This window comes from Staphylococcus pseudoxylosus (assembly GCF_044794325.1).
Lineage (GTDB): Bacteria > Bacillota > Bacilli > Staphylococcales > Staphylococcaceae > Staphylococcus > Staphylococcus pseudoxylosus.
Map to the genome: position 1 here is coordinate 1,423,058 of NZ_CP085024.1, position 25,201 is coordinate 1,448,258.

The 25,201-nt window shown below is 31.9% G+C and carries 26 protein-coding genes; 25 read left to right on the forward strand and 1 reads right to left on the reverse strand.

Features of this window, described 5'->3' with window-relative positions:
- Positions 1–294: 294 nt before the first annotated feature.
- The 6 genes from LG295_RS06825 to recO all read left to right on the forward strand — a co-directional run bounded on the left by LG295_RS06825 (position 295) and on the right by recO (position 4,246).
- The gene (locus tag LG295_RS06825; RefSeq protein WP_107558333.1) at positions 295–1,242 is read left to right on the forward strand and encodes a PhoH family protein; all 948 of its coding nucleotides are present in this window, start codon (positions 295–297) and stop codon (positions 1,240–1,242) included.
- Entirely contained in the window at positions 1,243–1,704 is a 462-nt protein-coding gene (gene ybeY, locus LG295_RS06830; RefSeq protein ID WP_107530698.1) for an rRNA maturation RNase YbeY, read from the forward strand. It begins immediately after the preceding gene.
- Positions 1,705–1,712: 8 nt separating this feature from the next.
- Complete coding sequence (locus LG295_RS06835) at positions 1,713–2,051, forward strand: diacylglycerol kinase family protein (protein WP_107530697.1); 339 nt, start codon at positions 1,713–1,715, stop codon at positions 2,049–2,051.
- Positions 2,052–2,151: 100 nt separating this feature from the next.
- Complete coding sequence (cdd, locus tag LG295_RS06840) at positions 2,152–2,556, forward strand: cytidine deaminase (RefSeq protein ID WP_107558332.1); 405 nt, start codon at positions 2,152–2,154, stop codon at positions 2,554–2,556.
- Positions 2,556–3,455 carry a GTPase Era gene (gene era, locus LG295_RS06845; protein WP_326020282.1) on the forward strand — a complete coding sequence of 300 codons (900 nt, stop codon included), beginning with the start codon at positions 2,556–2,558 and terminating at the stop codon, positions 3,453–3,455. The genes cdd and era overlap by 1 nt, the downstream gene beginning before the upstream one ends.
- A 32-nt stretch (positions 3,456–3,487) precedes the next feature.
- Complete coding sequence (recO, locus tag LG295_RS06850; RefSeq protein ID WP_107558331.1) at positions 3,488–4,246, forward strand: DNA repair protein RecO; 759 nt, start codon at positions 3,488–3,490, stop codon at positions 4,244–4,246.
- Positions 4,247–4,849: 603 nt separating this feature from the next.
- Here the strand turns inward: recO and LG295_RS06855 are convergent.
- Positions 4,850–6,241, reverse strand: a complete 1,392-nt coding sequence (locus tag LG295_RS06855; protein WP_107530693.1) for a glycine--tRNA ligase — start codon at positions 6,239–6,241, stop codon at positions 4,850–4,852.
- 334 nt (positions 6,242–6,575) lie between these two features.
- Here LG295_RS06855 and LG295_RS06860 point away from each other — a divergent pair, with 334 nt between their 5' ends.
- From LG295_RS06860 to LG295_RS06950, 19 genes are all read left to right on the forward strand, one after another.
- Positions 6,576–7,208, forward strand: a complete 633-nt coding sequence (locus LG295_RS06860; protein WP_107555997.1) for a helix-turn-helix transcriptional regulator — start codon at positions 6,576–6,578, stop codon at positions 7,206–7,208.
- 14 nt (positions 7,209–7,222) lie between these two features.
- Positions 7,223–8,044 (forward strand): pyruvate, water dikinase regulatory protein, encoded by an 822-nt coding sequence (locus tag LG295_RS06865; RefSeq protein ID WP_107530692.1) that lies wholly within the window; start codon positions 7,223–7,225, stop codon positions 8,042–8,044.
- A 46-nt stretch (positions 8,045–8,090) separates the two neighbouring features.
- Positions 8,091–9,875 carry a DNA primase gene (dnaG, locus tag LG295_RS06870; RefSeq protein ID WP_107558330.1) on the forward strand — a complete coding sequence of 595 codons (1,785 nt, stop codon included), beginning with the start codon at positions 8,091–8,093 and terminating at the stop codon, positions 9,873–9,875.
- A 130-nt stretch (positions 9,876–10,005) separates the two neighbouring features.
- Positions 10,006–11,112: an RNA polymerase sigma factor RpoD gene (rpoD, locus tag LG295_RS06875; protein WP_017724596.1), complete on the forward strand. Its 1,107-nt coding sequence runs from the start codon at positions 10,006–10,008 to the stop codon at positions 11,110–11,112.
- 208 nt (positions 11,113–11,320) lie between these two features.
- Entirely contained in the window at positions 11,321–11,998 is a 678-nt protein-coding gene (locus LG295_RS06880; RefSeq protein WP_107531636.1) for a tRNA (adenine(22)-N(1))-methyltransferase TrmK, read from the forward strand.
- Positions 11,999–13,102 (forward strand): Nif3-like dinuclear metal center hexameric protein, encoded by a 1,104-nt coding sequence (locus LG295_RS06885; protein WP_404476807.1) that lies wholly within the window; start codon positions 11,999–12,001, stop codon positions 13,100–13,102.
- 276 nt (positions 13,103–13,378) lie between these two features.
- Positions 13,379–14,719 carry a DEAD/DEAH box helicase gene (locus LG295_RS06890; RefSeq protein WP_107531634.1) on the forward strand — a complete coding sequence of 447 codons (1,341 nt, stop codon included), beginning with the start codon at positions 13,379–13,381 and terminating at the stop codon, positions 14,717–14,719.
- Positions 14,720–14,728: 9 nt separating this feature from the next.
- Positions 14,729–15,619 (forward strand): deoxyribonuclease IV, encoded by an 891-nt coding sequence (locus LG295_RS06895; protein ID WP_318832828.1) that lies wholly within the window; start codon positions 14,729–14,731, stop codon positions 15,617–15,619.
- 226 nt (positions 15,620–15,845) lie between these two features.
- Positions 15,846–16,619: a metal ABC transporter ATP-binding protein gene (locus tag LG295_RS06900; RefSeq protein WP_107558647.1), complete on the forward strand. Its 774-nt coding sequence runs from the start codon at positions 15,846–15,848 to the stop codon at positions 16,617–16,619.
- Entirely contained in the window at positions 16,616–17,476 is an 861-nt protein-coding gene (locus LG295_RS06905) for a metal ABC transporter permease (protein WP_318832829.1), read from the forward strand. The genes LG295_RS06900 and LG295_RS06905 overlap by 4 nt, the downstream gene beginning before the upstream one ends.
- Positions 17,466–17,879 carry a Fur family transcriptional regulator gene (locus LG295_RS06910; protein WP_107531630.1) on the forward strand — a complete coding sequence of 138 codons (414 nt, stop codon included), beginning with the start codon at positions 17,466–17,468 and terminating at the stop codon, positions 17,877–17,879. The genes LG295_RS06905 and LG295_RS06910 overlap by 11 nt, the downstream gene beginning before the upstream one ends.
- Positions 17,880–18,137: 258 nt before the next feature.
- A complete protein-coding gene (locus tag LG295_RS06915; RefSeq protein ID WP_017724588.1) occupies positions 18,138–18,737 on the forward strand; it encodes a superoxide dismutase in 600 nt (199 codons plus the stop codon).
- Positions 18,738–18,859: 122 nt separating this feature from the next.
- Positions 18,860–20,911 carry a penicillin-binding protein 2 gene (locus LG295_RS06920; RefSeq protein WP_325999131.1) on the forward strand — a complete coding sequence of 684 codons (2,052 nt, stop codon included), beginning with the start codon at positions 18,860–18,862 and terminating at the stop codon, positions 20,909–20,911.
- A gap of 122 nt (positions 20,912–21,033) precedes the next feature.
- Positions 21,034–21,183 carry a 50S ribosomal protein L33 gene (gene rpmG, locus LG295_RS06925; RefSeq protein WP_002483181.1) on the forward strand — a complete coding sequence of 50 codons (150 nt, stop codon included), beginning with the start codon at positions 21,034–21,036 and terminating at the stop codon, positions 21,181–21,183.
- Positions 21,184–21,313: 130 nt separating this feature from the next.
- Positions 21,314–21,856, forward strand: a complete 543-nt coding sequence (locus LG295_RS06930; RefSeq protein WP_107531628.1) for a 5-formyltetrahydrofolate cyclo-ligase — start codon at positions 21,314–21,316, stop codon at positions 21,854–21,856.
- An 11-nt stretch (positions 21,857–21,867) separates the two neighbouring features.
- A complete protein-coding gene (locus LG295_RS06935; RefSeq protein ID WP_404476814.1) occupies positions 21,868–23,325 on the forward strand; it encodes a rhomboid family intramembrane serine protease in 1,458 nt (485 codons plus the stop codon).
- Positions 23,309–23,506, forward strand: coding sequence for a YqgQ family protein (locus LG295_RS06940; protein WP_404475538.1), 198 nt, complete (start codon positions 23,309–23,311; stop codon positions 23,504–23,506). The genes LG295_RS06935 and LG295_RS06940 overlap by 17 nt, the downstream gene beginning before the upstream one ends.
- Positions 23,507–23,891: 385 nt before the next feature.
- A complete protein-coding gene (locus LG295_RS06945) occupies positions 23,892–24,878 on the forward strand; it encodes a glucokinase (protein ID WP_107531899.1) in 987 nt (328 codons plus the stop codon).
- Entirely contained in the window at positions 24,878–25,201 is a 324-nt protein-coding gene (locus LG295_RS06950) for an MTH1187 family thiamine-binding protein (RefSeq protein WP_029377188.1), read from the forward strand. Before LG295_RS06945 ends, LG295_RS06950 begins: the two co-directional genes overlap by 1 nt.

The window sequence follows — 25,201 nt, forward strand, 5'->3', positions numbered from 1 at the left end:
TTAACTATTATTGAATAATTACTCAATTTGCGTACTGCTTAATTTATTCAATTAGATAGAATGTAAATCTTCTGTTAAAATTGTGGAAATCACTTACGATTCAATACGCTTTAAAATAATATCAGCCATTTTCGTGATATAATGAAGGTGTAACTTGAATGGTAAGTTTGAATTATGAAAATTCAACTGAATAAATATCTGAAATGATTTATTGTTTATTAAAAACTTTTTGTAACTTAAAATCTAATAGGATAAAATAAGAAGTAACGAATATATTTGTAAAGGAGTACTTATATGCCTGGAATTATTCAAATAGATGACAATAACGAAGCGCAAGCACTCATTGGTAATAATGATGAACATCTTAAATCAATTGAGGAAGGCTTTGATGTCATTGTGCATGCTCGAGGACAAGAAATCTCTGTAAAAGGTGAGAAAGTTGAGCATGTTGAAAAAGCAGAATCTGTGCTAATAAACTTACTGAAAGTCATTCAACAAGGTGTTTCTATATCTATTAAAGATGTAGAGGCTGCTGTGAAAATGGCACAAAATGGTAAGATTCAATACTTATTAGATTTATATGAAGACGAAATTACTAAAGATGCATATGGTAAAACCATCCGTGCTAAAACGATGGGACAACGTATGTATGTCAATGCAATGTACCATAATGATTTAGTTTTTGGTGTAGGACCAGCTGGTACTGGTAAGACTTTCTTGGCAGTTGTATATGCAGCGAAGCAACTACGTAAGGGTAATGTGAAACGTATTGTACTTACTAGACCTGCCGTTGAAGCTGGAGAATCATTAGGATTTTTACCTGGTGATTTAAAAGAAAAAGTAGACCCATATTTAAGACCGTTATATGATGGTTTGAATACAGTTTTAGGAAGAGAACAAACAGCCAGATTTATAGAAAGAGGCATAATTGAAATTGCTCCGTTAGCCTATATGAGAGGTAGAACTTTAGATGATGCTTTTGTCATATTGGATGAAGCACAAAATACTACGCATGCTCAAATGAAAATGTTTTTAACAAGACTAGGTTTCGGTTCAAAAATGGTAGTAACTGGAGATAAAACACAAATAGACTTACCAAAAGGCGTTAAAAGTGGATTAAAAGAAGCGATTAAAAAGCTAGAAAATGTAAAAGGATTAAGTATTCATAACCTTGACCAAAGTGATGTTGTACGTCACCCATTAGTAAGTAAAATTATTGATCGTTATGAGGGAGAAGAATAAATGTTTACAATAGATTTTAGTGATCATACAGAGTTAGTACAAAATGAATGGTTAACACAAATAGATGAATTGCTTACTTTTGCCAAAAAACAAGAAAATATTGAAGAAGAAGCTGAATTGTCTGTGACGTTTGTTGATAAACAAGAAATTCAAGAAATTAACAAAATGTATCGCGATAAAGATAAAGTAACAGATGTTATCTCTTTCGCTTTAGAAGAAGATGAACCAGAAATAACTGGGCTTGATATGCCAAGGGTATTAGGAGATATAATAATTTGTACTGATGTTGCGAAAGAACAGGCAGATAATTATGGTCATAGTTTTGAAAGAGAACTTGGTTTTCTTGCATTACATGGTTTTTTACATTTATTAGGCTACGATCATATGAATGAACAAGATGAAAAAGAGATGTTCGGACGACAAGAACAAATACTTAATGCCTATGGATTAACAAGAGATTAGAGGCGCATATGAAACGATTTAGTTATGCTTTTCATGGTATGCTAGTACTGATAAGAAAAGATCATAAATTTTCATTACATCTTTTATTAGCTTTAATAGTGATTATCGCAGGTTTTACTTTTAAAATTAACGAAACAGAATGGCTTTTTATTATTATTTCAATTGGTCTAGTACTCGCGTTTGAAGCAATTAATACTGCCGTAGAATATGTCGTAGATTTAGTTACTAGTGATTATCATGTTTTGGCAAAAAAAGCTAAAGATGTTGCTGCTTTTAGTGTTGTTCTTGCTTCTCTCATTGCTTTAGTTATAGGACTCATTATTTTTTCACCATATGTATTTAAATAGTAGTGCAATTTTAGAAAATTTGTTTATACTAAAAAGACATAGCAATTAACAAAATTAAAATATTTGAGGATAACTTATTATTAAATAGGGGAGATAAACTATGACTTACCAATCACATTATTTTACAGAAGTAAGAAACGCTCAAGCAAATGCATATGCACCATACAGTAATTTTAAGGTTGGTGCGTATTTAAAGACTAAGGATGGAAAAACATATTATGGTGCTAATGTAGAAAACGCTGCTTATCCCATGTCTATATGTGCAGAAAGATCTAGTTTAGTGTCAGCAATTGCGGACGGTTATCGACCAGGAGATTTTGAATCAATTACTGTTACTGTAGATGCAGAAGAACCTTCTTCACCATGTGGTGCTTGTCGACAGGTAATGAAAGAACTATGTGATGATGATATGCCAGTGTATATGACAAACCATCAAGGCAATATGATAGAATCGACAGTAAATGAACTACTACCATTAGGATTTTCAGGAAAGGATTTAAATTAATGACAGAACATAAATCAGGTTTTATCTCGATTATAGGTAGACCGAATGTTGGTAAATCAACATTTGTAAACCGAGTAATTGGGCATAAAATCGCAATAATGTCTGATAAGGCACAAACTACGAGAAATAAAATACAAGGCGTTATGACACAAGAAGATGCTCAAATTATCTTTTTGGATACACCAGGTATTCATAAACCTAAACATAAATTGGGCGATTACATGATGCGTGTTGCTACAAATACACTATCTGAAATTGATGCTATTATGTTTATGGTAAATGTTAATGAAGATATCGGTCGTGGTGACGAGTACATTATGGACATGCTCAAAACCATTAAGACACCAGTATTCTTAGTATTGAATAAAATTGACTTAGTACATCCAGACGAACTGATGCCACGAATTGAAAAATACAAGCAATATTTGGATTTCACTGAAATTGTTCCAATTTCAGCATTAGAAGGCCACAACGTTGATCATTTTATCAATGTTTTAAAATCTTACTTACCAGAAGGCCCTAAATATTATCCGGATGATCAAATTTCCGACCATCCAGAACAATTTGTAGTTGGTGAACTTATTCGCGAAAAAATACTACATTTGACTAGCGAGGAAATACCTCATGCTATTGGGGTTAACGTAGATCGCATGGTTAAAGAAGATGAAGATAGAGTGAGAATTGAAGCTACCATTTTCGTAGAAAGAGATTCTCAAAAAGGTATTGTGATTGGAAAAGGCGGTAAAAAGTTAAAAGAAGTAGGTAAACGTGCTCGTCTTGATATAGAACGTCTATTAGGCTCCAAAGTTTATTTGGAACTGTGGGTAAAAGTTCAAAAAGATTGGCGTAACAAAATAAACTTCATACGGCAAATGGGCTATTTAGAAGATCAAGATTAGGGCAAAGAATTTTTGAAAGTCGGTGAGCTATTGTGTTGATTAAACAAAAAGGTATAATCATTAAAACAGTTGATTATGGCGAATCCGATAAAATTATAACAATTTTGAATGAACATGGCGCAAAGGTACCTTTAATGGTAAGGCGAGCTAAAAAAAGTAAAAGTGGTTTACAAGCCAACACCCAATTATTTGTGTATGGCTTGTTTATTTATTCTAAGTGGAAAGGCATGGGGACATTGAGCTCCGTCGATGTGATTGAACAAAATTATAATCTTCGTTTAGATATTTACGAAAGTAGTTATGCTAGTCTATGTGCCGAAACAATTGATCGTTCACTTGAAGCAGATGAAGTTTCTAAATATAGCTATGACCTTTTACATTTTGTTTTGGACAAAATTAAAAATGGTGTTTCAACGCAACTGATGTCTGTAGTTGTTTTATTAAAATGTATGGACCGTTTTGGATTTAATGCTACATTTGATAAGTGTGCTATTACTGGCAATGATGATCAGTCCAAATTAATAGCATATAGTTTTAAGTATGATGGTGCTATTTCTGAAGGTGTTAAATATCAAGATCCACATGCACTCGTTTTATCTAATAAAACACTTTATTTACTAGATATTCTTCAAAAATTACCAATTAATCAAATGAGTTCTCTTAGTATTCATGATGATATTGTTAATGAGATGTCTGAATTAATGATCCTGTTATATAAAGAATATGTAGGGATGTATTTTAAAAGTCAAAAACTAATCAATCAATTACATAGATTAGATAATTTATCTTGACTACGTCATACAAGCATTGACTCCTATCAATTTCCATAAAAAAATCAACTGAATAAACATAAATTAGACTAAGTATGAAAGCACTTCTAATATAAGATATAATAATCTTGTATTAGGGTGTTTTTTTATTTTTAAGTATAGTTCATATAAACAACCAAAAGTAAAGACGCTATAGCTTTTTACTTAATGATATATATCCAAATATAAGAAAAGTCTGACTTTAACAAACTATAAATATATTGGATCAAAAGTCTATGATAAGGATTGATGATATAGAGAGATAGAAGCTTCAACCTTATGTTTACTATAAAACTTTCGGTGCTTAAGGGAAGTGAAGCCATTAAATTAGATAAAAATTAAATTATAGTTGTCAAATCTAGCTTCTGTTATCTGTGAAAACAATTAAAACGACAGTAGTGATATGGACTAATATATTAAATGTTCAACAAAAACTGATTCAAAACTCTTTGTTCATTCTTACCATTTTAGTAAAATCATTACACAAAAATACCTTAGTACGAATACTCAGGTGTTAAATATATTAAAATAAACCAAACGTTATATTTAACGTTTGGTTTATTTATAAGTAATATTATAACTGAATTAGAATTTAACTTTTTCAGCTAAGAAAGCATTTAGTTCCGTAATTGGCATACGAACTTGTTCCATAGTGTCACGATCACGTACAGTTACTTTTTCATCTTCTAAAGAATCAAAGTCGAAAGTGATACAATATGGTGTACCGATTTCATCTTGACGACGATAACGTTTACCTATTGATTGTGACTCATCAAAGTCTATAGAGAAGTTAGTACTCAATTCTTCAAATACTTTAATCGCATCACCAGAAAGCTTTTTGCTCAATGGTAATACGGCTGCTTTATACGGAGCAAGCGCAGGGTGGAAGTGTAATACAGTTCTAGAATCTTTACTACCTTCAACGCCTTCTTCATCATAAGCATCACATAAGAATGCTAATGTGACACGGTCAGCACCTAATGATGGTTCGATACAATAAGGGATATATTTTTCTCCTGTTTCTTGATCATGGTATTGGAAATCTTCACCTGAGTGTTCGCTGTGTTTTTTCAAGTCGAAATCTGTACGACTAGCGATGCCCCATAATTCACCCCAACCAAATGGGAAGCGGTACTCAATATCAGTAGTTGCATTTGAATAGTGAGAAAGCTCGTCGGCATCATGATCACGTAAACGCGTAGCTTCTTCGCTTAAGTTTAAATCTTTTAGCCATTGGCTTGCGAACGTTTTCCAATAATTTTGCCATTCTATTTCTTCACCTGGTTTACAGAAGAATTCTAGTTCCATTTGTTCGAATTCACGTGTTCTGAAAATGAAGTTACCTGGTGTGATTTCGTTACGGAAAGACTTACCTACTTGACCAATACCAAATGGTAATTTTTTACGCATTGTACGTTGTACATTTTTATAGTTTACGAAAATACCTTGTGCAGTTTCAGGGCGTAAGAAAATTTCATTTGTAGAATCTTCAGTTACGCCTTGGAACGTTTTGAACATTAAATTGAATTGACGGATATCAGTCCAGTTTGCTGTTCCACTTACAGGACAAACAATACCTTCTTCATCAATAATGCGCTTCATTTCATCAAAGCTTAAACCATCGGCAACGAAATTTTCATCACCTTTTTCATTTGCCATGTAATCTTCAATAATTTTATCAGCACGATAGCGGATTTTACTATCTTTGTTATCAATCATAGGGTCATTAAAGTTGCCAAGGTGACCAGATGCTTCCCATGTTTTTGGATTCATTAAAATTGCAGCATCAATACCCACATTATATGGAGATTGTGTAATGAATTTTTGCCACCATGCTTTTTTAATGTTATTTTTTAATTCTACTCCTAGTGGACCATAATCCCATGTGTTTGATAAACCACCATAAATATCACTACCAGGGAATACAAATCCTCTATGTTTCGCTAATGAAACAATTGTTTCCATATCTTTTGCCATAAAAAATACACTCCTCTTTAACATAAAAACGTCCCAAGACACAGAAAAAATAAAACTTTATCCGTGTCTTGGGACGAGTTAATCATTTTTAATCACATATTCAAAATATGTGTTTGTTTACTGAATTTTTGTTAACCCGCGGTTCCACCCAAGTTAGTGTGAACACTCGCTTTTACAATTCATTTAGTTGTAGCCATTAATCTTTGTTAAGCTTTCACTATCCTTAACTCGCTTTAAATCTAATTTTAATGTATTGATGGTTTATAAGCAAGTAAATATATGTATTTGTAGCAATTTAAAATTCAATGTATAATTGAGTAAATTGATTAAAGGGGTGAGCGTTATAGAACTGAGTAAAAGGCAACAACAAATTGTTGAAATTGTGAAGAATAATGGCCCAATTACTGGTGAACGTATAGCTGAACGGCTGAATTTAACACGCGCGACTTTAAGACCCGATTTAGCTATTTTAACAATGTCTGGTATTTTAGAAGCTAGACCACGTGTTGGCTATTATTATTCTGGGAAACCAAAAAATAAATTAATAGCCGATGAACTAAAACAATATGTCGTTAAAGATTACGCATCTCACCCAGTAGTAGTAAAAAGTGAGATGACTGTTTATGATGCGATATGTACTATATTTTTAGAAGATGTTAGTACACTGTTTGTAATTAACAATAACGGGGATTTTATGGGAGTTTGTTCACGTAAAGATTTATTGAGAGCGTCAATGATTGGGGAAGATATACATACGATGCCCGTGAATATTATCATGACACGCATGCCAAATTTAAGTTTCGTTTTAGAAGACGAAAGAGTAATATTTGCAGCGAATCTCATGATTGAAAAGGAAATCGATTCTTTGCCTATTGTGGTTAAAAAAGAAAATGGGAAATATGAAGTTAAAGGTCGCATTTCTAAAACAACGATAACTAAAATCTTCGTGTCATTATTAAATGAATAGGTGGTATTAAATTAATGGAAAATATTAGAATAATAGTCGCATCCGACTCAGTAGGTGAAACTGCAGAATTAGTAGCAAGAGCCTGTATTTCACAATTTAATCCAAATCAATGTGACAGTGAAATAAGCAGATACCCTTACATTGAAGCATTAGAAAACGTGGACGAAGTGATTTCTGTCGCAAGAGATACTGAAGCGATTGTAGTTTATACACTAGTGAAACCAGAAATAAGAAAATATATGGAAGCAAAAATCAGTGAATTTAATATTAAATCTGTAGATATCATGGGACCATTGATGAATATTTTATTGGATAAAATTGATGAACAACCCTATTTTGAACCGGGACTTGTTCATCAATTAGATGAAGCCTATTTCAAAAAAATCGATGCTATTGAATTTGCAGTTAAATATGATGATGGTAAAGATCCAAAAGGTTTATCAAAAGCAGACATTGTGTTATTAGGAATTTCAAGAACTTCAAAAACGCCTTTATCCCAATACCTTGCACATAAAAGTTATAAGGTTATGAACATTCCAATTGTACCAGAGGTTACACCACCAGATGATCTATTTAATATTGATTCATCTAAATGTATTGCTTTAAAAATCAGTGAAGAAAAATTAAATAAAATTCGTAAAGAACGTCTGAAGCAGCTTGGATTAGGGGACAGTGCGAGATATGCTACAGAACAGCGCATTGAAGAAGAACTTAATTATTTCCATGACTTAGTTGAAAGGATAGGTTGTCCAGTAATTGACGTATCGGATAAAGCGATTGAAGAAACAGCAAATGATATTATTAGTATTATCGAGCAAAATAGTTTCAAAAAATAAATAAAACATTTATAATAGTGTAACTAATGTCTAATAGGTGATTATTTTGCGAATCGAACAATCTACAATCAACGAAATAAAAGAAAAAACTGATATACTCGACTTAGTTAGTGAGTATGTGAAGTTAGAGAAAAGGGGACGCAATTATATAGGTTTGTGTCCTTTTCATGATGAAAAGACCCCATCTTTTACCGTGTCAGAAGATAAACAAATTTGTCATTGTTTCGGTTGTAAAAAAGGAGGCAATGTTTTCCAATTTACACAAGAAATTAAAGACATTTCCTTTACTGATGCTGTTAAAGAATTAGGGGAGCGCGTGAATATTACAGTTGAAACAGAATCTTCTGGCTCAAACCAAGCGGTTTCACATCAAGTTGCATCAGACGATTTAAAAATGATTGAAATGCATGAATTAATGCAAGAATATTATCATTATGCGCTGAAAAAAACAGTAGAAGGTGAAGCCGCCTTAAATTATTTGAAAGAACGAGGCTTTACTGATGCATTGATCGATGCGAGGAAAATTGGTTATGCACCAAACAACTCACATTTCTGCCATGATTTTTTAAAGAAAAAAGGGTATGATATTCAACTTGCATATGAGGCTGGGTTGCTATCTCGAAACGAGGAAAATTTTAGTTACTATGACCGTTTTAGAGATCGTATTATGTTTCCGTTAACAAATGCACAAGGCCGAACTGTTGGCTACTCTGGTAGAACGTATAAAAATCAAGAACCAAAGTATTTAAATAGTCCAGAAACCCCAATATTTCAAAAGCGTAGATTACTATATAATGTTGATCACGCTAGAAAATCCATCAGAAAAACTGATGAATTAATTTTATTAGAAGGTTTTATGGATGTTATTAAAGCTGACCAAGCTGGTCTCAAACAAGTTGTTGCTAGTATGGGAACACAAATATCACAAGAACATATAGCATTTATTAAAAAGTTAACAACTAATGTTACTTTGATGTTCGATGGGGATTACGCAGGTACAGAAGCTACATTAAAAACTGGACAAATACTGTTACAACAAGGGTTTAATGTGTTTGTAGTGCAATTACCTAAAGATATGGACCCTGACGAGTATATTGGGAAACATGGGGCTGAAGCCTTCAATTACTTTGTAGAACATGAGAAAAAGTCATTCATTATTTATAAAGTTCATACGCATCAAGATGAAATTGAAAATAATGATTTAGCATATGAACGATATTTAAAGGAAATCACTAACGATATTTCTTATATGAGTTCAACTATTTTGCAGAAAAAGATATTGCAAGAAGTTTCGGAATTGTTTAAAGTTAGCTCGGATAGTCTAAATAATATAGTAGGACAGCAACAAGATTATTATCAACCTCAAGACTATCATGTACCGTCTGCGCCACAATTTAATAATTTAAACAAAAATGAGAAGGCAGAACGTGCTTTACTTAAGCATTTTATGAATGATAAAGACACTTTTTTAAATTATCATAAATTACTTCAATTAGAAGACTTTACAAATGAATATTTTAAGCGTATATTTAATATTTTACACGAGTTTTACTCTGAAAATGATACGTTCAATATTAGTGATGTATTACAGTACATTGATTCCAATGAAATTAAAGAAGCATTTATATCATTAGATAACTATTTGATAAATGAAGAACCTTTTGAACATGAAATTGATGACTATATAAATACACTGACAACTAATAGAAATGAAGAAACTATTGAATCGCTTAATCAAAAGCTCCGAGAAGCATCAAGATTAGGTGATTTAGAACTGCAAAAATATTATTTAGAAAAAATTGTAAATCATAATAAAAGTAGAATGAATTGAAAAATATGTATTTGTCTGTATGTTTATATCACTTAATGTGTATACGATACAATGTTTTGAGTAGAATTTACTAATTTTATCTATAAAATATTTTAATATCAAGTTGATATTATATTCGGGAGGCCTTTTCATGTCTGGAAATAAAGTTAAAGTTAAAAAACAAACCATTGACCCATCTCTAACTTTAGAAGATGTAAAAAAACAATTAATTGAAAAAGGTAAAAAAGAAGGGCACCTAAGCCATGAAGAAGTTGCTGAAAAATTACAAAACTTCGAAATGGATTCTGACCAAATGGACGAACTATTTGACCAATTAACAGATAACGATATTAGTTTAGTTAATGAAAAAGATAGTTCTGATAAAGATTCTAAACTGAATCTAAATGATTTAAGTGCACCTCCAGGCGTAAAAATAAATGATCCAGTTCGTATGTATCTAAAAGAAATTGGACGAGTAGATTTATTAAACGCTCAAGAAGAAATTGAATTGGCTAAAAAAATTGAGCAAGGTGACGAAGTTGCAAAATCTCGTTTAGCCGAAGCTAACTTACGTCTTGTTGTTAGTATTGCAAAGAGATACGTAGGTCGTGGCATGCTATTCTTAGACCTTATTCAAGAAGGTAATATGGGATTAATAAAAGCTGTTGAAAAATTTGATTTTAATAAAGGGTTTAAATTTTCAACTTATGCAACGTGGTGGATTCGTCAAGCGATTACACGTGCTATTGCTGACCAAGCCCGCACAATTCGTATTCCTGTTCACATGGTTGAAACAATCAACAAGTTAATCCGTGTACAGAGACAATTATTACAAGACTTAGGCCGTGATCCTGCTCCTGAAGAAATCGGAGAAGAAATGGACTTACCTCCTGAGAAGGTAAGAGAAATACTGAAAATTGCTCAGGAACCTGTCTCATTAGAAACGCCAATCGGTGAGGAAGATGACAGTCATTTAGGTGATTTCATTGAAGACCAAGAAGCGCAAAGCCCTTCTGATCATGCAGCTTATGAACTATTAAAAGAACAATTAGAAGATGTATTAGACACATTAACTGATCGAGAAGAAAATGTATTGCGTTTACGTTTTGGATTAGATGATGGTAGAACACGTACACTTGAAGAAGTTGGTAAAGTATTTGGTGTTACAAGAGAACGTATTCGTCAGATAGAAGCAAAAGCACTTAGAAAATTAAGACATCCAAGTAGAAGCAAACGTCTAAAAGATTTTATGGACTAATTTTTAGTGCTTGAAGCATCAACTACGTATTGAACGAGTGTTGAAGTGTCTCTATGTACACATGTACAATAGCTGACGAAGTGTACAATACGCTATTTAATAGCTTTAAAAACAAGTCAGTGATACAGGGAGCGGGAATACGAGATCAAATTGAAAATTTTGATTTCTCTTCCGCTCCTTTTTTACATATTAAAAGAGGAGCATTTTTATGATTCCATTAAATCAAAGATTAAAACGAGTAAGTAACTATATTAAAGGTGAATATTTAGCTGATATTGGTTCGGATCATGCTTATCTACCTATTTATGCTATAGAAAATAAATTAACAAAAAAAGCAATTGCAGGCGAAGTCATTAAAGGGCCATTTGATGCTTCTAAACGAAACGTAAGCGAGCATCAACTCAGTCATCATATCGATGTACGATTAGGTGATGGTTTAACAGTTATACAAGATGGAGATGCTGTAACTTCAATTACTATATGTGGCATGGGTGGCCCGCTCATAGCTAAAATTATAGGTGATGGCGCCAATAAATTATGCAGTAAACCGAGATTGGTGTTACAAAGTAATATACAGTCAAGTGCCATTAGAAATAAGCTTGTAGAATTAAATTATGGCATAATAGCTGAAGAAATTATGGAAGAAAAGGGACATATCTATGAAATTATTGTTGCTGAGTATTTCGAAAAAACACCATCTATGACTCAAATAGAATTAAAATTCGGACCTGAATTAGTTAAAGATAAAAATGATTTATTTAACAAAAAATGGGAACGTGAAAAAGAAGCATTATTAAAGATAAAAAATAATTTAAACCCTAAAACACATGCCAAACGTTTAGATGAAATTAATGATGAGTTAAATCTAATTAATGAGGTGTTATAAATGACTATAGATGATTTATTAAAAACTATTAATACACACGTACCATTTGATACAGCAGAATCATGGGATAACGTAGGTTTATTAATTGGTGATAAAGCTAACAAAATAACAGGAATATTAACAGCACTTGATTGTACTAAAGAGATTGTTGATGAAGCGTTAAATAAAGGCTGTAATACAATAATTTGTCATCATCCTCTTATTTTTAAAGGGATAAAAAATATTACTCAACAAGAAGGATATGGGTTAATTATACGTAAACTAATCAAAAACGATGTTAATCTTATTGCATTACATACTAATTTAGATGTTTATCCAAAAGGTGTGAATGCGATGCTTGCTAATAAATTAGGTTTAGAAAAACAACAGATTTTAAATCCTGAAAATATACCTTATTACAAAGTTCAAGTATTTATTCCTGAAGAAAACTTAAGCGATTTTAAAGAAGCATTAAGTGAAGCAGGTGTAGCTCAAGAGGGGGATTATCAATACTGCTTTTTCGAAAGCTCTGGCACTGGTCAATTTAAGCCGGTAGATAATGCAAACCCACATATCGGTGAAAAAGAACAAATTTCTCATGTACAAGAATATAAATTAGAATTTATGATTGAATATACTCAAAGAACTTTAACACAAGACTTAATTACACAACACCATCCATATGAAACACCGGTTTATGATTTTATAGAACTTACAAAACAAGCGAATTATGGTTTAGGCATGATAGGCAAACTTAAAGAAGTGACGACAGTGAAAAAATTTGTGAGTCATGTTAAAGACCAATTGAAAATGCCAAGTGTACGTTTCTCAGGCGATCTCAACGCAAACATAGAAACAGTTGCTATAATAGGTGGATCAGGTATTGGATTTGAGTACGCTGCCAGTCAGAAAGGTGCTGACATCTTTGTGACTGGTGATATTAAACACCATGATGCTTTAGACGCTAAAATCGCAGGTGTTAATTTATTAGATATCAACCATTACAGTGAATATGTAATGAGAGAAGGGCTATGCCATCTTTTAGAAGATTGGCTGAATATTGAAGATAAAATATTTAATATTGAATCTTCTGAGATAAACACAGACCCCTTTGAATATTTATAACAACAATTTGTGGCTGAAGCATAATCAATGCTTCAGCCGTTAATATGAAATATTGCATGACAATTAAAATATAATTGATTTTTGATAATCATAATTTATTAAAGTTAGCATTTTTAGTGGGAAATATTGGGATTTTGTTATAAATTTATATTGATACTACTACTGACAAATATTTTGTAGCAATTATTACCTATTTAATCTGAGATAATAATTTAGTTCAAAATTATACGGTAATGCTTTATAATAGATAAGATGAAGATTTAAGGAGGCCAAGACATGGCAAATCACCCATTTGAGAAATTTAATTTAGAACCAAGTCTGATTGATGCTGTGAAAGATTTGAATTTTGATCAACCGACTGAAATTCAAAGCCGAGTAATACCAAAAATAATAAAACAAGTAAACTTAATCGGCCAATCACAAACAGGGACAGGTAAATCCCATGCATTTTTATTACCGTTAATCAATTCAATAGATACAGAATACAAAGAACCCCAAGCAATTGTTGTAGCTCCTACAAGAGAATTAGCGCAACAACTTTTTGATGTTGCTAGCCATATAACAAAATTTAAAGAAGATGTGTCAGTAAAGCTATTCATAGGTGGCACAGATATTGAAAAAGATCGTAGTCGTGCAAAGAATCAACCACAACTTGTTATCGGTACACCTACACGTATAAATGATTTAGCTAAACACGGGGATTTACATGTACACTTAGCATCCTACTTAGTTATTGATGAAGCAGACTTAATGATAGATTTAGGGCTAATAGATGAAGTTGATCATATTGCTACAAGATTAGATGAGAAAGCACATATTGCAGTGTTCAGTGCGACAATACCTAAATCGTTACATCCATTTTTAAATAAATATCTTGAAAATCCCGATTTTGTAGAGATAGAAAATACAGAAAAGAACAAAAAGAATATAGAATTCTATTTAATTCCGACAAAAGGCGAAGCTAAAATAGAAAAGACTTTAAAGTTAATTGATATACTAAACCCATATTTATGTATCATTTTCTGTAATAGTAGAGATAGTGCTGATGAATTAGCTAACCAACTTAATGCTGCTGGTTTAAAATTAGGTATGATTCACGGTGGTCTTTCACCTAGAGAACGTAAACAACAAATGAAACGTATTAGAAATTTAGAATTCCAATACGTAATAGCTAGTGATTTAGCATCACGTGGTATTGATATTGATGGTGTAAGTCATGTAATTAACTTTGATGTACCAAATGATATTGATTTCTTCACACATCGTGTGGGTCGTACTGGTAGAGGGCAATATAAAGGCGTTGCAATTACTTTGTACAGCCCTGATGAAGAAAATAATGTTGCATTAATTGAACAACGTGGCTATCATTTTGAAAACGTTGATATTAAAGACGATGAGTTAAAACCTATTAAAGCTCATAATTTACGTCAATCACGTAAAAATAAAGACGATCATTTAACAAATCAATTAAAATATAAAGTTAAAAGTAATAAGAAAAAAGTCAAACCTGGTTACAAGAAAAAATTCAAGCGTGATTTGGATGATTTAAAACGTAAAGAACGCAAACAATTTAGTAAACAAAAGAGTAGGCAGGAAAGAAAAAATAGAAAAGGATAGGTGAATTTTATGTTATTAGGGTCTCATGTATCGATGAATGGTAAAAAAATGTTAGAAGGCTCAGCTGAGGAAGCACACAAATTTGGTGAGTCTACATTTATGATTTATACTGGTGCGCCACAAAACACTAGAAGAAAGCCTATCGAAGAATTGAATATTGAAAAAGGTCAAGAAGTAATGAAAGCTCATGGTCTATCAAATATTGTTGTGCATGCACCTTATATTATAAATATCGCTAATACAGTTAAACCGCATGTCTTTGAACTTGGTGTGGAGTTCTTACAAAGTGAAATAGAACGTACACAAGCACTAGGCGCAAAAGATATCGTATTACACCCAGGGTCTCATGTTGGAGAAGGTACAGATGCAGGTATTAAAAAGATAATAGAAGGTCTTAACGAAGTTCTAACGAACGATAATGATGTTAGAATAGCATTAGAAACAATGGCTGGTAAGGGATCTGAAATTGGCAGAAACTTTGAAGAGATAGCCAGAATTATTGATGGAGTAAATCATAATGAAAGACTATCTGTCTGTTTTGATACATGTCATACACACGATGCTGGTTATAACGTAAAAGAAGATTTCGATGGTGTTTTAAACGAATTTGATAAAATTATAGGTGTCGATAGAATTAAAGTTGTGCATGTAAACGATAGTAAAAATGATATTGGGGCACATAAAGATAGGCATGAAAATATCGGATTTGGTTATATTGGGTTCGATGCGCTTAACTATATTGTCCATCATGATACGTTTAAAGAAATTCCAAAAATATTAGAAACGCCTTATGTTGGTGAAGATAAAAAGAACAAAAAACCACCATATAAATTAGAAATCGAAATGTTAAAACAACAACAATTTGATCCAGATTTGAAGAATAAAATTTTAAATCAATAATAATGTTTCTTAAAAAAGACCGTATTTTAAAGGGTCTGATTAATTACTTTTAAACAATATAAATTAAGAAAAGTTTTGGGGATTTATTCCGCTAGAACGGTGAAGAGTAATATGTGAATTCTAATAATCCACTTAGAATTCACACGTTACTCTTTTTTATTAATTCGTAAACATTACTATTTACATAATTCATATCTCATTGTATAGTATAGAACGAGGTGAAAACATGTCTACGCCAGTATTCGAATTAAAAAATATAGATTATTATTTTGACAACAAACAAGTACTTGAAAACATAAACATTAAAATTAATCGAGGAGAGTTTGTTGCAATTGTAGGGCCAAATGGTGCTGGGAAATCAACTTTACTAAAAATCATATTAGGCTTATTACCAATTCAAAAAGGCCAAATTTATGTTGATGGGAAAGACTATAATGGTAATCAGTCTTTACTTAAAATTAGTTACGTTTCTCAAAAAGCACAGGCGTTTAAAGCCGGTTTCCCAGCTAGCGTAAAAGAAGTCGTTATCAGTGGGCTTACCAAGCGTAAGAGACTATTTCAATGGTTCAATAAAAAAGATGAGCAAAGTGTAAAAAGTGTTTTATCACGTCTTAACATTGAACATTTGATCGACAAAAACATAGCAGAATTATCCGGTGGACAACAACAAAGAGTGTTAATTGCACGTGCGTTAATCAGTGAACCATCTGTATTAATTCTTGATGAACCAACTAGCGGTATTGATGCAAAACATGTAAGTGAATTCTATGAGACTTTGAACACACTAAAACAAGAAGGTGTAACCATCATACTTGTTACACATGATATTGGGGTTGTTGCAGATACGGCAACAGAAGTTGCTTGCTTGAATAAGCATTTACATTTTCATGGCACAACTGAAGACTTTAAATCATTAGACGAAGTTGAAATATCAAAAATTTATGGTCACCCTATCCAATTTGTTGATCATCAACATAGTAGGGAGTGTTGTTCATCATGATTGAAGCCTTACTAAATTTTGATTTTATGAGATATTCACTTGTAAGTGGACTACTTATCGGTTTAATTGCGCCATTAATTGGTGCTTTCATTGTTGTTAGGAGACTATCATTGATTGCAGATGCATTAAGCCATGTCACGCTTGGTGGTATTTCATTTGGAATGTTTATCGCCACGGTAATTCCTACATTGGCATTTATTAATCCAATGTGGTTTGGTATTTTATATGCTGTAATCGGTGCATTACTTATTGAAAAGTTAAGAACTTCTTACAGTAATTATCAAGAAATTGCTATTCCAATTATTATGAGTGCTGGTATTGCATTAAGTGCAATATTTATTTCCTTGGCAGATGGCTTCAACCAAGAAATTGTTGGACTACTATTTGGTTCTATCAGTGCAGTCACATTAAGCGACCTATTTACAATTATTGTAATTGTCATCATTGTTCTTATATTTATACTTTCTTTTTACAAAGAATTATTCATATTATCTTTTGATGAAGAATATAGTAAAGTCATAGGAATACCTAAATGGATTCAATTTATATTTATTATTATTGTAGCAATGGTTATATCTGCATCTATGCGCGTAGTAGGTATCTTATTAGTGAGTGCACTAATCACGTTACCTGTAGCAATTTCAATGCGAATCACAAAAGGTTTTAAACAGTTAATCATTTTAAGTGTTATTATTGGAGAAATTTCAGTTATTGGAGGACTCGTATTAGCGTTTTATATGAATATATCACCAGGTGGTGTAATTGTAGTATTACTTGTACTCATACTCGCTATTGCGATGATGTATCAGAAATTTAAAACACGAACAATAAAAGGAGATGCTAACGATGAAAACTGAAGAGGCTATTAGTATCATTAAAAATCACGGACATAAATATACAAATAAGAGACGTGAAATGCTTGATATATTCGTCTCTGAAGACAAATATATTAATGCTAAAATGATTCAACAGGAAATGGATAAAAATTTCCCTGGCATATCGTTCGATACAATTTATCGTAATTTACATTTATTTAAAGATTTAGGCATAGTTGAAGGGACAGAATTAGATGGTGAAATGAAATTTAGAATTGCTTGCACAGATCATCATCACCATCATTTTATATGCGAATCATGTGGCGATACAAAAGTAATTGATTTTTGTCCTATTGAACAAATTAAAGCATTTCTTCCTAAAGTTGATATCCATACACATAAATTAGAAGTTTATGGCGTGTGTGAAACCTGTCAGCAAGCTTAATTGTAAATTGTACAAATAAGATTCAAAATACAAAAAATTTTCCATAAATCATAGGTCTTTCGTATGAATTAAATTGAATTTTTAAAATTGTTGCATAAACATGTTTAAATAAGTCCAATTTGAGATATACTAGTAGAGTAACTAAAGATGACAAATATTATTCAATAACTTTTCAATTAAACTTTAAGCAGATTAATTGTTGTTATCAAAATTAGTTGTTATGCTTTATTTAAAGATTAATTAGGAGGATGATTATTTATGGCTTTTGAATTACCAAATTTACCTTATGGTTTTGATGCATTGGAACCACACATTGATCAACAAACAATGGAAATTCATCATGGCAAACACCATAACACTTATGTAACTAAATTAAACGCAGCAGTAGAAGGAACTGATTTAGAATCTAAATCAATTGAAGAAATTGTTGCGAATCTAGACAGTGTTCCAGAAAACATTCAAACAGCTGTTCGCAATAATGGCGGTGGACATTTAAACCACTCATTATTCTGGGAATTATTAACTCCAAACTCAGAAGAAAAAGGTACTGTTGTTGATAAAATTAAAGAACAATGGGGTTCTTTAGACGCATTTAAAGAAGAATTTGCAGACAAAGCAGCAGCACGTTTCGGTTCAGGTTGGGCATGGTTAGTAGTTAATAACGGTAACTTAGAAATCGTTACTACACCTAACCAAGATAATCCAATTACTGAAGGCAAAACACCTATCTTAGGATTAGATGTTTGGGAACACGCTTATTATCTTAAATACCAAAACAAACGTCCAGACTATATTAGTGCATTCTGGAACGTTGTAAATTGGGAAAAAGTTGACGAATTATATAACGCAGCTAAATAATTGAGCTAGCGAATATGACGGCCTTTTACTAGGTCGTCATTTTTTTTAACTAAAATAATAGAAATATTCGCTAATTTCATATATCATTTATAGTGAGAACTTTTGAATTGAGGTATGCTATTTTGTTAAAAAGATTAAAAGAAAAGTCAAATGATGAAAAAATTAGAAATACAATGAATAAAAGAATTAGCTTTATATTTGGTGTGATTGTATTTATTTTTGCAGTAGTTGTCTTAAGGTTAGGTTATTTACAAATTGCACAGGGTTCTCATTATAAACAACTGATAAAAAATAGCGAAAATTTAACAGTTAATGAAGCCGTACCGAGAGGGCGTATATTAGATAGAAACGGTAAAGTTCTTGTTGATAACGCTTCTAAAAAAGCGATTACATATGCGCGTGGAAGAAAAACTTCACAAACAGAAGTTTTAAAAATTGCTAAAGATTTATCTGATTTAATTAAAATGGATACTGACAAAATAACAGATCGAGATAAACAAGACTATTGGATTCAATTACATCCAAATAAAGCGAGAACATTAATGCAAAGCGAACAAGCATTACTTGATGATGGCAGTATTTCTCAAGACGACTATGACGAGTCCTTATATAAAAAAATTGGGAAAAAGCAAATCAACACACTAACTGACAAAGATTTGCAAGTCTTAGCTATTTATAGAGAAATGATGTCTGGTTCAGCGCTTGATCCACAAATGATTAAAAATGAGGATGTCACTGATGAAGAATACGCAGCGGTGTCACAAAAATTATCTGATTTGCCAGGTGTCAATACAACAATGGATTGGGACAGAAAATACCCTAATGGTGATACATTAAGAGGTATCTTTGGAGATGTATCTACGACTGAAGAAGGTATCCCTAAAGAACTAACCGAACAATACTTGGCTAAAGGATATTCTCGTAATGATCGTGTAGGAAAATCATATCTAGAATATCAATATGATGATATTTTAAAAGGCAAGAAAAAAGAAATGAAATATACTACTGATAAATCAGGTGAAGTCATTGACTCCAAAGTCATTAATCCTGGTTCCCGTGGTGATGATTTAGTGCTTAGCATTGACATCGACTTACAGAAAAAAACCGAAGAATACTTAGAGAAGCAAATATCAAAACTTCGTAGTGAAGGCGCTAAAGATATGGATAATGCACTCATAGTTGTGCAAAATCCAAATAATGGCGATATTTTAGCGATGGCTGGTAAACAAATAGATAAGAACGGCGATTTAACAGATTATGACATCGGTACATTTACATCACAATTTGCCGTTGGCTCATCTGTAAAAGGTGGCACTTTATTAGCTGGTTATCAAAATAATGCAATTAATGTTGGTGATCAAATGGTCGATGAACCACTGAAATTTGCTGGTGGTCTGACAAAACGCTCTTACTTTAACCAAGATGGTAGAAAAACGATAAACGATAAAGAAGCGCTAATGCACTCATCTAACGTTTATATGTTTAAGACAGCATTGAAAATGGCTGGGTCTCCATATTCAGAAAATATGACATTACCAAATGATATTTCTGAGGCAGGTCAAAAGCTACGTAAAGGATTGAATCAAGTAGGACTTGGTGTCAAAACAGGTATTGATTTACCGAATGAAACAAATGGACAAATTGAACCATTAACTGATAATCCAGGTAATTTCCTTGATTTAGCAATAGGGCAATATGATACGTATACACCTTTACAATTGGCACAATATGTTTCTACAATTGGTAATAACGGATATAGAGTTCAACCACATATTGGCTTAGAAATTAGACAGGCAACAAATAAAGATACATTGGGCCCTGTTAAAGAGAAAGTGAAGGGTAAAGTGCTTAACAGAGTAAATAACTCAGGAGAGCAAATTAAACAAATTCAAGATGGATTTGAGATGGCGTTTAATGAAAAACCTGGTACAGGTTATCAAAGCTTTAACGATACCGAAGTTCCATCCGCAGGTAAAACAGGTACCGCCGAAGTTTTCCAAAACGGTGAATCAAGAGTAAACTCAACTTATGTTGGTTATGCACCAATTAAGGACCCTAAACTTGCATTTTCAATTGTGTATACCAATCAACCAGTTCCAGAACCGTGGTTAAATGGTGGAGATTTAGGTAGAGATGTTATAAACTACTACTTTAAAGAACGAGCTGAAAAATAAAATAAACGATTTTGTTATAAATACTGATATAGTCGTCTTTATTGAAAAATAATACTTTTCAATTTTATAACTAAATGGTATGATTAATAGGTCGTATTTTGAAAAGGTAAGGAGGAATTAGCATGCGCGTAAACGTAACTCTAGCTTGTACAGAATGTGGAGAAAGAAACTACATTACTACAAAAAATAAACGTACTAATCCTGAACGTATAGAAATGAAAAAACACTGTGCACGTGACAACAAACACACTATGCACCGTGAAACAAAATAATTAATATTTTAAACCAGATTCTTGTATAGAATCTGGTTATTTTTTCGCTTATTTTAAAAAGCAGTTAAATGACATTACAAATCTTTAACGTTATAATAATAGAAGTATGTATTTGGGGAAGGTGTTCAAAATGTCCAAAAAAATATTACGTCAAAAAAATATTAATTTAATGAAACAATTTATGAAACAATCAAATAAGCAAGCGGCAGATAAATATCTAAGCGATCACTTTTTCAATACAGATGAATACAAACTATCACAACGGATTGGCATTGTGTTATCGATGCCTCATGAAGTAAATACATATCCTATTATTCAACAAATGATAGAAGACGAAAAAACTGTTTTTGTACCCGAAACAAATTATCAAACGAAGGAAATGACATTTAAACATGTAGATGATTTAAACCACATTGGTCCAGATGACAAAGGCATTAATCACGTCAATACAGATACTGAAATCACTAATAATTTAGATTTAGTAGTAGTTCCTGGCGTCGTATTTAATAATATTGGTTACCGTATCGGTTATGGTGGGGGATATTTTGATAGATTTTTAAGTAACAATAAACAATCTACTATCAGTCTGCTATATGACTTCCAATTAAATTCGTTTGAAACAGAAGTACATGATGAACCAGTTGAAAAATTAATCATAACTACAACTAAATAATGGAGGCAAATATGATCACTGAGAAACATTATTGGAAGTGCATATATACTTGGATTAAATATCTGAATTATTATGTTGTTCACACAAATAAAGATAATGATGAAGTTTGGTTAGCAAATAAGAAATCACAAAGTATTGTAATATTTAAATATGGCGCTAATTCAACTCAAGATGTTAGATTTGATAAAACTCGAATCCAAGAAAACCAAGATAATATCATTACATTTTTAGGGTTTAAACCCAAGAATTATGAATTATTTATTTTTACAGATAAAATGTTTACAGATGAGAACTTAAATGAAACTAAACCGGTTAAATTTAAGGTTAAAATCATTAGAGAAGCAGAGCATATAGAAAGAATCATGCCAAATTTCTTTGTAAAAAAAATGTATCATCGTACAACCAAACATACAAAAGCGTATTATAAACAACGTACGCTCAATAACAATCCTATTGAAAAACATATGCTTAAGTTCGCCCCTGTTACATATACGATAATAGCAATTAATATTATTATTTGGTTAGCTATGACGTTGTTTTTGAATCGTTTTTCAGATTTAAAATTATTAGACTTAGGTGGGCTTGTACATTTTAATGTTGTACATGGTGAATGGTATAGATTGATTACCTCTATCTTTTTACATTATAATTTTGAACATATTTTAATGAATATGTTGAGTCTATTTATATTTGGGAAAATTGTAGAAGCTATCGTTGGCCATTGGAGAATGTTCGTAATATATATTGTCGCTGGTTTATTTGGTAATTTTGCATCACTTTCATTTAATACAGATACCGTTTCTGTAGGTGCAAGTGGTGCTATATTCGGATTGATTGGTGCAATATTTATATTTATGTATGTAGGTAAACAGTTCAACCGTAAATTAATTGGACAATTATTAATTGTACTTTTAATTATGATTGGGCTATCACTGTTTATGCAAAATGTAAATATTGTTGCGCATATAGGCGGCTTCATTGGTGGTTTGTTAATAACATTAATAGGATTTTATTTTAAAACAAATACAAATCGTTTCTGGTTTCTCATAGTATTAACACTAGTCTTATTTATTGCCGCTCAAATCAGAATTTTTACAATTAAAGAAGATAATATATACAATACGATTATTACAAAGGAAATGAAACAAGGTAATTATGATGATGCAAAAGATATGGTAAAGCATACTATTAATAAGGATTATGCCGATGACGAAACTTATTATTTAAATGGACTTATTAAAGCAACGTTAGACTCGAAAGCAGAAGGCATTGCAACATGGGAAAGAGGGTTAAGAGCACACCCTAATTCAGGACTCTTGAACTATCAATTAGCCATTGCAAACAGGTCCCTTGATAACAAGGGTAAAGCTAAGAAATACATAAAAGCTGCGTTAAAGTCTGACCCTAGTAACAATGATTATATTAATTTAAACAAAGAATTGAGCGATGATAGTGATTCAGAAAATTAATACATTTTATGACGTCCAGCAACTCCTTAAAAAATTTGGATTTATCGTTTACTTTAAAGATAAAGCAGACATGTATGAAATAATGGAACAAGAAATAAAATCGCTATATAAAATAGGGCTTATTTCAAAGGATGACTATTTAAAATGTCGATTAATTATTAACCAAAGAAAAAGTGATTAAATAGAGTTGTAGCAGAGGTCGAGACAGTGTTTTGTCTCGACCTAATATATTATATTATGACTATTTATCTTAAGTTAGCATAAGCGCGATAATGATAATTTAAACTTAATGCTTTTTAACTTGTAAATATTATAAATTACAAGTATCTTGTACTGTTAGATAAGTTGTTTCATAATTATTGCAATTGAGAATTGATTAAGATTAAAATGTAAATAAGGAAATATAAATCTATATTAAATGGTTTATAAAGACTAGATTCAAAAAGGCTTATTATCTAGAATACTTATTGGTGTAAAATCTCCAAATCCCTTGATATATAAGTGTTTTTGAACTACAGTTAGAGGATGTACACCCTTTTAATAAATCAGAGAAGGATGAAAATTAAATGAACAAAATTATATTAGCAGCAGATATTGGTGGAACAACATGTAAACTAGGAATTTTTGATGAAAATCTTAACCGTTTATCAAAATGGTCAATCGATACAGATACCTCAGATACTACTGGCTATTTACTATTAAAAAATATTTATGATTCTTTCATACAGCATATAGATAAATCAGACAACACTTTTTCAGATGTTTTAGGTATTGGAATTGGTGTGCCTGGCCCTGTGAATTTTGAAACGGGAGAAGTATACGGAGCGGTTAATTTATATTGGAAAGACACAGTAAATGTGCGAAATATTTTCAAACAATTTGTAGATTGTCCAGTTTACGTTGATAATGATGCAAACGTTGCTGCCTTAGGTGAAAAGCACAAAGGTGCGGGTAATGGTGCAGATGATGTAGTTGCTATTACACTTGGTACTGGATTAGGTGGCGGTATTATTTCAAATGGTGAAATCGTGCATGGTCATAATGGTTCTGGTGCTGAGATAGGGCATTTTAGAGTAGACCATGACCAACGCTTTAAATGCAATTGCGGAAAATCAGGTTGTATAGAAACGGTGGCATCTGCTACGGGTGTCGTCAACCTAGTTAATTTCTATTACCCTAAACTAACATTTAAATCTTCAATTTTACAATTAATTAAAGATAATAAAGTAAGTGCAAAAGCAGTCTTTGATGCTGCAAAAGCTGGCGATCAATTCTGTATCTTTATAACAGAACGTGTAGCCAATTATATCGCTTATTTATGTAGTATAGTCAGCGTTACGAGTAACCCGAAATACATCGTTTTAGGTGGCGGTATGTCTACTGCAGGATTGATATTAATTGAAAATATTAAAACAGAATATCATAATTTAACATTTACTCCTGCTCAACAAAACACTGAAATTGTACAAGCTCAGCTTGGAAATGATGCAGGTATTACAGGTGCTGCAGGGCTAATCTATACTTATATTATTGAAAAGGATGGTGTGAAATAATGGCTATCGTAGATGTAGTTGTTATACCAGTTGGGACAGAAGGACCAAGCGTAAGTAAATATATTGCCGAAATTCAAACTAAATTAAAAGAATATAAAGCTCAAGGGAAAATTGATTATCAATTAACGCCAATGAACACGTTAATTGAAGGCGATTTAAAAGATTTATTCGAAGTGGTGCAAGCAATTCATGAATTACCATTTGATAAAGGGTTAAGTCGTGTATGTACAAATATTAGAATTGATGATCGAAGAGATAAATCACGCAATATGAACGAGAAAGTAAAGGCAGTAGAAAAATATTTGAACGACGGAGGTAACTAG

Excerpts from the sequence above, each read along its gene's own strand:
- LG295_RS06895 (WP_318832828.1), top strand. The coding sequence starts at position 14,729 with ATGTTATTAGGGTCTCATGTATCGATGAATGGTAAAAAAATGTTAGAA.
- LG295_RS06855 (WP_107530693.1), bottom strand. The coding sequence starts at position 6,241 with ATGGCAAAAGATATGGAAACAATTGTTTCATTAGCGAAACATAGAGGA.
- LG295_RS06935 (WP_404476814.1), top strand. The coding sequence starts at position 21,868 with ATGATCACTGAGAAACATTATTGGAAGTGCATATATACTTGGATTAAA.
- LG295_RS06950 (WP_029377188.1), top strand. The coding sequence starts at position 24,878 with ATGGCTATCGTAGATGTAGTTGTTATACCAGTTGGGACAGAAGGACCA.
- LG295_RS06945 (WP_107531899.1), top strand. The coding sequence starts at position 23,892 with ATGAACAAAATTATATTAGCAGCAGATATTGGTGGAACAACATGTAAA.
- rpoD (WP_017724596.1), top strand. The coding sequence starts at position 10,006 with ATGTCTGGAAATAAAGTTAAAGTTAAAAAACAAACCATTGACCCATCT.
- LG295_RS06915 (WP_017724588.1), top strand. The coding sequence starts at position 18,138 with ATGGCTTTTGAATTACCAAATTTACCTTATGGTTTTGATGCATTGGAA.
- LG295_RS06865 (WP_107530692.1), top strand. The coding sequence starts at position 7,223 with ATGGAAAATATTAGAATAATAGTCGCATCCGACTCAGTAGGTGAAACT.
- LG295_RS06835 (WP_107530697.1), top strand. The coding sequence starts at position 1,713 with ATGAAACGATTTAGTTATGCTTTTCATGGTATGCTAGTACTGATAAGA.
- era (WP_326020282.1), top strand. The coding sequence starts at position 2,556 with ATGACAGAACATAAATCAGGTTTTATCTCGATTATAGGTAGACCGAAT.
- rpmG (WP_002483181.1), top strand. The coding sequence starts at position 21,034 with ATGCGCGTAAACGTAACTCTAGCTTGTACAGAATGTGGAGAAAGAAAC.
- LG295_RS06930 (WP_107531628.1), top strand. The coding sequence starts at position 21,314 with ATGTCCAAAAAAATATTACGTCAAAAAAATATTAATTTAATGAAACAA.
- LG295_RS06885 (WP_404476807.1), top strand. The coding sequence starts at position 11,999 with ATGACTATAGATGATTTATTAAAAACTATTAATACACACGTACCATTT.
- LG295_RS06890 (WP_107531634.1), top strand. The coding sequence starts at position 13,379 with ATGGCAAATCACCCATTTGAGAAATTTAATTTAGAACCAAGTCTGATT.
- LG295_RS06905 (WP_318832829.1), top strand. The coding sequence starts at position 16,616 with ATGATTGAAGCCTTACTAAATTTTGATTTTATGAGATATTCACTTGTA.
- cdd (WP_107558332.1), top strand. The coding sequence starts at position 2,152 with ATGACTTACCAATCACATTATTTTACAGAAGTAAGAAACGCTCAAGCA.
- ybeY (WP_107530698.1), top strand. The coding sequence starts at position 1,243 with ATGTTTACAATAGATTTTAGTGATCATACAGAGTTAGTACAAAATGAA.
- LG295_RS06900 (WP_107558647.1), top strand. The coding sequence starts at position 15,846 with ATGTCTACGCCAGTATTCGAATTAAAAAATATAGATTATTATTTTGAC.
- LG295_RS06880 (WP_107531636.1), top strand. The coding sequence starts at position 11,321 with ATGATTCCATTAAATCAAAGATTAAAACGAGTAAGTAACTATATTAAA.
- LG295_RS06910 (WP_107531630.1), top strand. The coding sequence starts at position 17,466 with ATGAAAACTGAAGAGGCTATTAGTATCATTAAAAATCACGGACATAAA.
- LG295_RS06825 (WP_107558333.1), top strand. The coding sequence starts at position 295 with ATGCCTGGAATTATTCAAATAGATGACAATAACGAAGCGCAAGCACTC.